The organism is uncultured Cellulomonas sp., from assembly GCF_963527515.1.
GTDB lineage: Bacteria > Actinomycetota > Actinomycetes > Actinomycetales > Cellulomonadaceae > Cellulomonas.
In genome coordinates, this window is record NZ_CAURTV010000112.1 from 1 (window position 1) to 11,064 (window position 11,064).

Below are 11,064 nucleotides of genomic sequence, written 5' to 3' on the forward strand. Positions count from 1 at the left end.
GTCGAGGCCGGGCTGCTGCCCTCCCTGCTGCCCGGCGGCCGCCCGGTCGCCGACTCGGCTGCCCGGGTCGACCTGGCCGCGGTCTGGGGCGTCGAGCACCTGCCCGCCGAGCCCGGCCGGTCGACCACCGAGATCCTCGCCGCAGCGCGCGCAGGGCTGCTCGGCGGCCTCGTCGTCGGCGGCCTCGAGCTCGCCGACCTGCCCGACCCCGCGATCGCCCGCGAGGCGCTCGACCGGGCCACGTTCGTGGTCTCGCTCGAGGTCCGGCGCTCCGAGGTCACCGACCGCGCGGACGTCGTCCTGCCGGTGGCGCCGCCCACCGAGAAGGCCGGCACGTTCGTCACCTGGGAGGGCCGCCCGCGCCCGTTCCCGCAGGCGCTCGTGTCCCACTCGATGGCCGACCACCGCGTCCTGGACCGGCTGGCCGACGCCCTCGGGGTCGAGCTGGGTCTGCAGACGCTCACCGCCGTGCACGACGAGCTGGACCAGCTCGGCGGCTGGGACGGTGCCCGCGTCGGTGCCCCTGACGTGCCCGCCGCCGACCCGCCGGCCGTGGCCCCGGGCACCGCGGTGCTGGCCACGTGGCACCAGCTGCTGGACGGCGGCCGCCTGCAGTCGGGCGAGCCGTTCCTCGCCGGCACCGCCAAGCGTCCCGTGGCGCGCATCTCGGCCGCCACCGCGGTCGCGGTGGGCGTCGAGGACGGCGGCGCGCTCACCGTGTCCACCGACGCCGGGTCGCTCACGCTGCCCGCCGTGCTCACCGCGATGCCGGACCACGTGGTGTGGCTGCCGACGAACGCGGTCGGCGCCGGTGTCCGCGACGCCCTGCACGCCGACGGCGGCCACGTGGTGCGCCTCGCGGCCGGACCTGCAGACCTGGAGGCCCGCGCATGAGGTTCCCCGCCGAGGCGATCGCGCCGGTGACCGCCGACTTCAGCAACGACACCTGGTGGATCTGGCTGATCAAGGCCGTCGCCATCGTCGTCTTCCTGCTGACGAGCGTGCTGATCGCCATCTGGTTCGAGCGCAAGGTCGTCGCCCGCATGCAGGTGCGGCCCGGCCCCAACGTGCACGGTCCGTTCGGCCTGCTGCAGTCCCTGGCGGACGCCATGAAGCTCCTGTTCAAGGAGGACATGACGGTCAAGGCCGCGGACAAGCTGGTCTACATCGTCGCGCCCATGATCGCGGTGTTCTGCTCGCTGCTGACGTTCGCCGTCATCCCGTTCGGCCCGTCGGTGAACCTGTTCGGCATCGTCACGCCGCTGCAGCTCACGGACTTCCCCGTCGCCGCGCTGTACATCCTCGCGTGCGCCGCGGTCGGCGTGTACGGGATCGTGCTCGGCGGCTGGTCCTCGGGGTCCACGTACCCGCTGCTCGGCGCCGTGCGCTCGACCGCGCAGGTGATCTCCTACGAGCTGGCGATGGGCCTCTCGCTGGTCAGCGTGTTCATCCTGGCCGGGTCGATGTCGACCTCGCAGATCGTGACCTCGCAGACCGCGGTCTGGTGGTTCCTCCCGCTGCTGCCGGCGTTCGTCATCTACGTCATCTCGATGGTCGGCGAGACCAACCGCCTGCCGTTCGACCTGCCCGAGGCCGAGGGCGAGCTGGTCTCCGGCTACATGACCGAGTACTCGTCGATGAAGTTCGCCTGGTTCTTCCTGGCCGAGTACATCAACATGCTCAACGTCTCGGCCGTGGCCACCACGCTGTTCCTCGGCGGCTGGCGCGCACCGTGGCCGATCTCGGCGATCAACGACGGCATGTTCAACACGGGCTGGTGGCCGGCCCTGTGGTTCCTGGCCAAGCTCTGGATGCTCATGTTCGTGTTCGTCTGGATCCGCGGCTCGGTGCTGCGGTTCCGGTACGACCAGTTCATGAAGATCGGCTGGAAGCTCCTCATCCCCGCGGCCCTCGGCTGGGTGGTCTGCGTGGGCGTCGTGCAGGGCGTCCGGCAGTTCTCCGGGCTGGACCTGCGCACGATCCTGTTCGTGCTCGCCGGCATCGTGCTGGTCGGGCTCGTGGTCTCGTTCCTCGTCCCGGAGAAGAAGCAGCCCACCGCACCGGAGCGCCCCCCCGGCCCGCAGGTGTACGACCCCTACGCGGGCGGCTTCCCCGTGCCGCCGCTGCCGGGGCAGGTGCTGCCGCCGTCGCCGCGCAAGCAGCGGGCCGAGCGGGCCGCAGGCGAGAACGCAGCCGAGAACGCAGCCGAGAACGCGACCACCCCTCACGTCACCCAGGAGGTGCACGGTGGCTGACCAGCGCAAGCCTGTCCGCAAGCCGAAGCCGACCCCGTCGGGCAAGGCCGTCACCCCCGCACCCCGCGGGGGCGAGGTCGCGGCCCCTGCCGAGGGCTACACGTCGCTCATCGAGCCGCGCGGGCCCGTCTCCGACTTCCTCGCCCCCGTGGGCGGGTTCGGCGTCACGCTCTCCAACATGTTCCGGCCGACGGTGACGGACCAGTACCCGTCGGAGAAGGCCCCCACCAAGCCCCGATACCACGGTCGTCACCAGCTCAACCGCTACGCGGACGGGCTGGAGAAGTGCATCGGCTGCGAGCTGTGCGCGTGGGCGTGCCCCGCGGACGCGATCTACGTCGAGGGCGCGGACAACACCCCGGACAACCAGCGCTCGCCGGGGGAGCGGTACGGCAGCGTCTACCAGATCAACTACCTGCGCTGCATCTTCTGCGGCCTGTGCATCGAGGCGTGCCCGACGCGTGCGCTGACCATGACCAACGAGTACGAGCTGGCGGGTCCGACGCGGGCCGGGATGATCTGGGAGAAGGAGGATCTGCTGGCTCCGCTGCGCAGCGGCATGCTGCAGGCGCCGCACCCCATGGTCGAGGGCACCACGGACACCGACTACTACCGCGGCGAGGTCACGGGCTCGACGCCGGCGCAGGTGGCCTGGGTGTCCGAGCACCGCCCGGACGACCCGACGCTGCCCGGCGGAGCCGGCCTGGACGCGGCCAACGTGCCGGGTCGCACCGCGGCCGTGATGGCGGCGACCGTGGCCGCGGCCACCAAGCAGGGCACCCGATGAGCGCGCTGGCCACCAGCCTGCTCGAGTCCGGGGAGACGACGACCGCCGAGGCGGTGCTGTTCTGGACCCTCGGGCCGATCATGGTCCTCGCCGCGCTGAGCCTGCTGTTCGCCAAGAAGGCGGTGCACGCGGCGCTCTCCGTGATCGTCGTGATGATCTCGCTGGCGTTCCTCTACGTCGCGCAGGACGCGGTGTTCCTCGGGGTCGTCCAGGTGGTCGTCTACACCGGCGCCGTGATGATGCTGTTCGTGTTCGTGCTCATGCTCGTCGGCGTCGACTCCTCCGACTCGCTCGTGGAGACCATCCGCGGGCAGCGCTGGATCGGTCTGCTGGCGGGCGTCGGGCTGGGCGTGGTGCTGGCCGGCGTGGTCGGCCGGGCGAGCTACGGCAGGCCGTTCGGACTGAGCGGCGAGAAGGCCGACCAGAACCCGACGGCTCTCGCGCACATCGTCTTCGGCCAGTACGTGTTCGCCTTCGAGGTGGTCGGCGCGCTGCTGGTCACCGCCGCGCTCGGCGCCCTGGTCCTCACGCACCGGCAGCGGCTCACGCCCCGCGTCGGTCAGCGGGAGCGCGCCGACGCCCGCATGGCCGCGGGCGAGATCCTCACCCCGCTGCCGGCGCCGGGCGTGTACGCCGGCCACAACGCGATGGACGTCCCCGCGCTCGGGCCCGACGGGGAGCCGATCGAGATCTCGGTCTCGCGCGTGCTGCGCATCCGCGGGCAGGAGGCCGACGCCGAGGAGTTCGCGGCGCGGACCGAGCGCGCGCTCGCCGGTGCCGCCCGGACGCGCGCTGGTCGGGGCACCCCACCGCCGCAGGCCGTACCCCAGGGAGCACCCGTGAACGCGCCCGAGCTGGGCGCCGCGGTGAGCGACACCGGCCAGAACGGTCCGTCGACGGGCCCGGCCGGCGTCATCGGACAGGAGGACGGCACGTGAGCCTGACCCACTACCTCGTCCTGGCGGCGATCCTCTTCTCGGTCGGCGCGACGACGGTGCTGCTGCGGCGCAACGCGATCATCGTGTTCATGGGGGTCGAGCTCATGCTCAACGCCTCGAACCTGGCGCTCGTGACGTTCGCGCGGATCCACGGTGACCTGACGGGGCAGGTGATGGCCTTCTTCGTGATGGTCGTCGCGGCCGCCGAGGTCGTCGTCGGGCTCGCGATCATCGTGGCCATCTTCCGGACCCGGCGCTCGGCCTCGGTCGACGACATCAACCTGTTGAAGAGCTGAGGGGCGACGTGCACACCCTGACAACTCTGGTGGCGAGCCTGCCGTCCGAGAGCTTCGTGCCCGAGGGGCAGACGGTCGACGAGGGGATCCTCCTGCTCGCGCCCCTGCTCGTCGGCCTGCCGCTGCTCGGCGCCGCGGTGCTGCTGCTCGCCGGCCGGCGCTCCGACCGGTGGGGACACTGGGTCGGCGTGCTGGCGTCCGCCGCCGCGTTCGTCGTCGCCGCGCTCCTGTTCGTGGAGATGCTGCAGCGGCCCGACGACGCCCGCGTGCTCGACGTGCCGCTGGGCACCTGGATCGACGCGGGAGCGTTCCACCTCGACGCGGGACTGCGGCTGGACCCGCTGTCCCTGACGTTCGTGCTGCTGGTGACGTTCGTCGGCACCCTGATCCACGTCTACGCCGTGGCCTACATGGACCACGACGTCGACCGGCGGCGGTTCTTCGCCTACCTCAACCTGTTCGTCGCGGCGATGCTCGTCCTCGTGCTGGCCGACAGCTATTTGCTGCTGTTCGTCGGCTGGGAGGGCGTCGGCCTGGCGTCGTACCTGCTCATCGGCTTCTGGAACTACCGCACGGACTACGCGGTCGCCGCCAAGAAGGCGTTCGTCGCCAACCGCATCGGTGACCTCGGCCTGATCATCGCGCTCGGCCTGATGTTCGCGGCGTTCGGTGCCGTGGACTTCGGCACGGTGCTCAGCGGCGAGCACGGCGGGATCAGCCAGGGCACGCTCACCGCGATCGGCCTCATGCTCCTGCTCGCCGCGTGCGGCAAGTCGGCGCAGTTCCCGCTGCAGTCGTGGCTCGGCGACGCGATGGCCGGTCCGACGCCCGTGTCCGCGCTCATCCACGCGGCGACCATGGTCACCGCAGGCGTCTACCTCATCGTGCGCTCCGCGCCGCTGTTCGACGCCGCACCGACGGCCCAGCTGGTCGTCGTCATCGTCGGCGCGATCACCCTGCTGTTCGGGGCGATCGTCGGCTGCGCCAAGGACGACATCAAGAAGGCGCTGGCCGCGTCCACGATGTCGCAGATCGGGTACATGGTCCTCGCCGCCGGTCTCGGCCCGGTCGGGTACGCCTTCGCGATCTTCCACCTGATCACCCACGGGTTCTTCAAGGCGGGCATGTTCCTCGGCGCCGGCTCGGTCATGCACGGCATGGACGACCAGGTGGACATGCGGCGCTTCGGCGGGCTGGCCCGGTACATGACCATCACGTGGCTGACCTTCATGGCGGGCTGGCTGGCCATCATCGGCATCCCGCCGTTCTCCGGGTTCTTCAGCAAGGACAAGATCATCGAGGCCGCGTTCGTCCCGGTCGACGGGTCGCCGTGGCGCGCCTGGGTGTTCGGCGGCGTCACGCTGCTGGGTGCCGGGATCACCGCGTTCTACATGTCGCGGCTGTTCTTCATGACGTTCGAGGGCGAGCGCCGCTGGTCCACCAAGCGCGACGGTGAGGCGCAGCACCCGCACGAGTCCCCGAAGCTCATGACGTGGCCGATGATCGTGCTGGCCGTCGGGTCGATCGGGCTCGGGTTCTTCCTCAACCTGGGCGGCCGGTTCGTCGACTGGCTCTCCCCGGTGCTCGGCCACGCGGAGCACGAGGAGCCGGTGCTGCCCATCTGGGTGATCACGGCCCTCACGCTCGGGCTCGTGATCGTCGGTGTCGTCATCGCCTGGCGCCGGTACGCGATCTCGCAGGTCCCGGTGGTGCCGCCGCTCGGCACGTCGCTGACCCGGGCCGCCCGCGTCGACCTGTACCAGGACTCGGTCAACGACGTCCTGCTGGTCGAGCCGGGGCAGGCGCTCACGCGCTCCCTGGTCTACGCGGACCGGACCGCCATCGACGGCACCGTCACGGGCGTCGGCCTGTCGACCGTGCTGCTCGGCGGCCTCGCGCGGCGCCTGCAGACCGGGTTCGTCCGGTCGTACGCCGCGTCGATGCTGCTCGGGCTCGTCGCGCTCATTGTCGTCGTCCTGGTCATCCAGAACTGAGGAGTGCTCACACCGATGTCGTCCTCCTTCCCCTGGCTGACCGCCCTCATCGTCGTGCCCCTGCTGGGCGCGGTGGCGCTGTGGGTGCTCCCTGCCGGCCGTGCCCGGGCCGTCGCGCTCGGCGTGGCGCTGCTCGAGCTCCTGCTCGGCGTCGCGGCGCTCACCGCCTTCGACGTCGGCGACGCCGGCGCCGTCCAGCTCTCCGAGGTCCACGGCTGGATCCCCGCCTTCGGGGTGTCCTACGCGGTCGGTGTCGACGGCGTCGGGCTCGCGCTCGTGCTCATGTCGGTGCTGCTCGTGCCGCTGGTCGTGCTCGCCGCCTGGCGGGAGCAGGGCAGCCTCACGGCCGCCACCGACCGGCTGCGCCGGTACCTCGCGCTCATCCTGCTGCTCGAGGCGTTCATCGTCGCCGTGTTCGCCGCGCGCGACGTGTTCTTCTTCTACATCCTGTTCGAGGCCATGCTCATCCCGGTCTACTTCATGATCGGCATGTTCGGCGGCGCCCAGCGGCGGTACGCGGCCGTGAAGTTCCTCATCTACTCGCTCACCGGCGGGCTGATCATGCTCGTGGCCGTCATCGCCCTGTACCTGCAGGGACCGGGCGGGCCGCAGGGCTTCCTCACGGAGAACCTCACCGGGCTGGCGCTGGACCCCACCACCGAGAAGCTGATGTTCGGCGCGTTCTTCCTCGCGTTCGCCATCAAGGCGCCGATGTTCCCGGTGCACACCTGGCTGCCGGACGCCGCGGAGCAGGCCCCCGCCGGGACGACGACGCTGCTGGTCGGCGTGCTGGACAAGGTCGGCACGTTCGGGATGCTCACGCTCTGCCTGCCGCTGTTCCCCACCGCGTCGCGCTGGGCGGCGCCGGCGATCGTCGTGCTGGCCGTCGTCTCGATCCTGTACGGGGCGCTGCTCGCGATCGGGCAGAAGGACCTGATGCGGCTCATCGCGTACACGTCGGTGTCGCACTTCGGCTTCATCGTGCTGGGGATCTTCGCGTTCACGTCGACGTCGGTGGCCGGCTCGTCGTTCTACATGGTCAACCACGGGCTCTCGACCGGGGCGCTGTTCCTCCTGGCCGGCTTCCTCGTGGCCCGCCGGGGGTCGCAGCAGATCGCCGACTTCGGCGGTCTGAGCAGGATCGTGCCGGTGCTGGCGGGGACGTTCCTGGTGGCCGGCCTGTCGGCGCTGTCGCTGCCGGGCCTGTCCACGTTCATCAGCGAGTTCCTCGTCCTGGTCGGCACCTTCGCCCGGCACCCGGCGGCGGCGATCGTCGCCAGCCTCGGCGTGGTGCTCGCCGCCATCTACGTGCTGTGGACCTACCAGCGGATCTTCACCGGGCCGGAGCGCCCGGAGCTGGTCGGCACCCCCGACCTGGGCTCCCGGGAGAAGTGGGTCGTCGCGCCGCTGATCGGGGCCATGGTCGTGCTCGGGTTCGTGCCCGGACCGGCCCTGGACCTGGTGCGCCCGCCCGCCGGCGTCACGCTGGAGCAGGTCGGCGTCCAGGACGTGCCCGCCACCGCCGCCACCGAGGAAGGGAGCGACCAGTGAACGACTTCGTCGCACCGGAGGTCGACTGGGCCGCCCTGAGCCCCGTCGTCATCGTCCTGATCGCCGCCGTCGTCGGCGTGCTGGTGGAGGCGTTCGTCCCCGCCCGCGCCCGCCGCACCGTGCAGCTGGCGATCTCGCTGGCCGCGCTGGCCGGTGCGGTCATCGCGGTCGCCGCGCTGTGGAACGGCGTCGAGACCTCCGGCGGCACCGAGGTGCTCGGCGGGTCGCTGCTGGTCGACGGGCCCACGCTGGTGCTGCAGGGCACGATCGCGCTGCTGGCCCTGCTCGCGCTGCTCGTCGTCGCAGACCGCACGGAGACGGGGGAGGACGCCTTCGCGCCCAACGCCGCCGCCGTCCCGGGCTCGGAGTACGAGGAGATCGCGCGCCGCAAGGGCGTGCGCCAGACCGAGATCTACCCGCTGTTCCTGTTCGCCACCGGGGGCATGCTGATCTTCCCCGCGACCGGCGACCTGCTGACCCTGTTCGTCGCGCTCGAGGTGCTCTCGCTGCCGCTCTACCTGCTCACGGGCATGGCACGCCGCCGCCGCCTGCTCTCGCAGGAGGCGTCGATGAAGTACTTCCTGCTCGGCGCGTTCTCCTCCGCGCTCCTGCTCTTCGGCATCGTGCTGGTCTACGGCTACTCCGGCTCGCTGCGCTACGCCGAGATCGCGGAGGCCACCCAGGTGCCGGGTGGGCTGGACAGCCTGCTGCTCGTCGGCTCCGTGCTGATCCTGTCCGGGCTGCTGTTCAAGGTGGGCGCCGTCCCGTTCCACACCTGGACGCCCGACGTCTACCAGGGCGCCCCGACGCCCATCACCGGGTTCATGGCGGCGTGCACCAAGGTCGCCGCGTTCGGTGCCCTGCTCCGGTTCGTCTACACGGTGGTGCCGGGCCTGCAGTGGGACCTCGGCGTGGTGCTCTGGATCGTCGCGATCCTCACCATGGTGGTCGGCACGGTGGCGGCGCTGGTGCAGACCGACATGAAGCGGGTCCTCGCGTACTCCTCGATCGCGCACGCGGGCTTCGTCCTCACGGGCATCATCGCGCTGAACGAGTCCGGGATCGTGGCGGTCCTCTTCTACCTGCTGGTGTACGGCGCCGCGACGATCGGTGCGTTCGGCATCGTGTGGCTGGTGCGTGAGCGCGCGGCCGGTGCCGAGGGCGACGGGCCCAGACCGGTGCTCGGTGAGGCCTCCCACCTGTCGCAGTGGGCCGGCCTCGGCCGCACCCACCCGCTGCTGGCGCTGACGTTCGCCCTGTTCCTGCTGTCGTTCGCGGGCATCCCGCTGACGGCCGGCTTCGCCGGGAAGTTCGCGGTGTTCTCCGCCGCGGTCGAGGGCGGAGCCTGGCAGCTGGCCCTGGTCGGCGTCCTGGCGTCCGCCGCCGCCGTGTTCTTCTACGTCCGGATCATCGTGCTCATGTTCTTCACCGAGCCGGCCGGGACGGACGAGGAGGCGACGGGCGCCGCGGCACCGGCCGCAGAGCCCGCTGCGGTGCTCGGCGACCCGCCGGTCCTGGTCGAGGCGGCGCCGGTGGTGCAGACGAGGTCGGCCGTGACCACCACGGTGGTCGGGTCGGAGGGGTTCGCCGTCGTGGCGATCGCCCTGTGCGCGGTCCTGACGATCGTCCTGGGCGTCTTCCCGTCACCGGTGCTGGACCTGGTGGCGACCGTGTCGACCTTCCTGCCGTGACCGTCCGCCTGTCCGGCAGGATCGCCGCGCCGGGATAGGTTCTAGCAGTGACCTCCCTGACGGCCTTCCCGCTGGCCGATCCCGACCTGGCCGACCGGTTGGCCGTGCGGCTCGCGCTGGTCGAAGAGCGCCTGCGCGACGCCGTGACCAACGTGGACCCCCTCGCCGACGACGCGTCCCGCCACCTGGTGAACGCCGGCGGCAAGCGGCTGCGGCCCCTGCTCACCCTGCTGGCCGCGGAGCTGGGTGACGGCTCCCGGCGGGAGGTCGTGGACGCGGCCGTCGTCGTCGAGCTGACGCACCTGGCCACGCTGTACCACGACGACGTGATGGACTCCGCGCCGCTGCGTCGCGGCGCCCCTGCGGCCCACGAGGTGTGGGGCAACTCGGTCGCCATCCTCACGGGGGACCTGCTCTTCGCCCGCGCCTCCGCCACGGTGGCAGGTCTGGGGCCCGACGCCGTCCGCATCCAGGCGGCCACGTTCGAGCGGCTCTGCCTGGGCCAGCTGCACGAGACGGTCGGACCGCGGCCCGAGGACGACCGGGTGGCGCACTACCTGCAGGTGCTCGCGGACAAGACGGCGTCGCTGATCGCCACGTCGGCGCGCTTCGGCGCGATGTTCGCCGGTTGCCGGCCCGACGTCGTGGCCACGGTCACCGCGTTCGGCGAGAAGATCGGCGTCGCGTTCCAGCTGGCCGACGACGTCATCGACCTGACCTCCGACGGCGACGTGACGGGCAAGACCCCCGGCACGGACCTGCGCGAGCAGGTGCCGACGATGCCGGCGCTCCTGCTGCGCGCCCGCGCGGCGGGACCCGACGGGACGCCCGAGGACCGTCGCCTCGTGGCCGTCCTGGACGGCGACCTGTCGGCCGACGTGGACCTGGCGTCGGCGGTCGCTGCGCTGCGGGTGCACCCAGTGGTCGCCGAGACGCGCGAGCGGGCGATCACGCTGGCGCAGGCCGCCGTCCGCGAGCTCGACCCGCTCCCGGCCGGTCCGGTCAAGGACGCCCTCATCTCGTTCGCCGACGCCCTGGTGGACCGTGCCTCCTGAGCCCGGGAGACGTGCGCGCCCCGGCGCGCCGGTCGGGCCCGTCCCGATCACCCCTGGGTCGGTCGCCCCGGTCGGCACGCGCGTGCTGGCGTACGTCCTGGACACGCTCGTCCTGCTGGCCGCCGTCGGTGTCGGCTCCCTGATCCGCGCCGACGTCCCTGCTGCCCCCGCCCTGCTCGCCGCGGTCGCGGCGGTCGCGCAGTGGGTCGCGGAGGCCCGCACCGGTGCCACGGTCGGCAACGCCGTCACCGGCATCCGCACCCTCTCGGCGACGACGGGACGTCCCGCGGGGCTGGGGGCCGTCCTGCTCCGCCAGGTGGTGGTGGGCGCCGGCGCCCTGCTGCTCGTCGTCGGGCAGTGGGTGGTCGTCGCCTCGGGGGCGTGGGACCGGAGTCCTGCGCAGCGCGGCTGGCACGACCGGGCGGCCGGGACGGTGGTGCTCCGCGCGCGGGCGGTCCGCCGGGGCCCGGCGCTCGCCACCGCGCGCTCCACAGGTC

10 protein-coding genes are annotated in these 11,064 nt (G+C 72.1%); all 10 read left to right on the top strand.

The features are described from left to right. The coding region (locus RYN42_RS17585; RefSeq protein WP_315098105.1) for a molybdopterin-dependent oxidoreductase at positions 1–894 on the top strand (894 nt) is incomplete at its 5' end. Next, complete coding sequence (gene nuoH / locus RYN42_RS17590; protein ID WP_315098108.1) at positions 891–2,255, top strand: NADH-quinone oxidoreductase subunit NuoH; 1,365 nt, start codon at positions 891–893, stop codon at positions 2,253–2,255. The genes RYN42_RS17585 and nuoH, both read left to right, overlap by 4 nt. Next, positions 2,248–3,042 carry an NADH-quinone oxidoreductase subunit NuoI gene (nuoI, locus tag RYN42_RS17595; protein WP_315098110.1) on the top strand — a complete coding sequence of 265 codons (795 nt, stop codon included), beginning with the start codon at positions 2,248–2,250 and terminating at the stop codon, positions 3,040–3,042. Before nuoH ends, nuoI begins: the two co-directional genes overlap by 8 nt. Continuing rightward, positions 3,039–3,980, top strand: a complete 942-nt coding sequence (locus RYN42_RS17600; RefSeq protein WP_315098112.1) for an NADH-quinone oxidoreductase subunit J — start codon at positions 3,039–3,041, stop codon at positions 3,978–3,980. The genes nuoI and RYN42_RS17600 overlap by 4 nt, the downstream gene beginning before the upstream one ends. After that, positions 3,977–4,276: an NADH-quinone oxidoreductase subunit NuoK gene (nuoK, locus tag RYN42_RS17605; protein ID WP_315098114.1), complete on the top strand. Its 300-nt coding sequence runs from the start codon at positions 3,977–3,979 to the stop codon at positions 4,274–4,276. Before RYN42_RS17600 ends, nuoK begins: the two co-directional genes overlap by 4 nt. An 8-nt stretch (positions 4,277–4,284) precedes the next feature. Further along, the gene (nuoL, locus tag RYN42_RS17610) at positions 4,285–6,270 is read left to right on the top strand and encodes an NADH-quinone oxidoreductase subunit L (protein ID WP_315098116.1); all 1,986 of its coding nucleotides are present in this window, start codon (positions 4,285–4,287) and stop codon (positions 6,268–6,270) included. A 15-nt stretch (positions 6,271–6,285) separates the two neighbouring features. Further along, complete coding sequence (locus RYN42_RS17615; protein WP_315098118.1) at positions 6,286–7,821, top strand: NADH-quinone oxidoreductase subunit M; 1,536 nt, start codon at positions 6,286–6,288, stop codon at positions 7,819–7,821. After that, positions 7,818–9,512, top strand: a complete 1,695-nt coding sequence (gene nuoN, locus RYN42_RS17620) for an NADH-quinone oxidoreductase subunit NuoN (protein WP_315098120.1) — start codon at positions 7,818–7,820, stop codon at positions 9,510–9,512. The genes RYN42_RS17615 and nuoN overlap by 4 nt, the downstream gene beginning before the upstream one ends. A 47-nt stretch (positions 9,513–9,559) precedes the next feature. After that, positions 9,560–10,567 carry a polyprenyl synthetase family protein gene (locus tag RYN42_RS17625; protein ID WP_315098122.1) on the top strand — a complete coding sequence of 336 codons (1,008 nt, stop codon included), beginning with the start codon at positions 9,560–9,562 and terminating at the stop codon, positions 10,565–10,567. Further along, positions 10,557–11,064, top strand: a 508-nt coding sequence (locus tag RYN42_RS17630) for an RDD family protein (RefSeq protein ID WP_315098123.1), incomplete at its 3' end; no start/stop codon positions are given. The genes RYN42_RS17625 and RYN42_RS17630, both read left to right, overlap by 11 nt.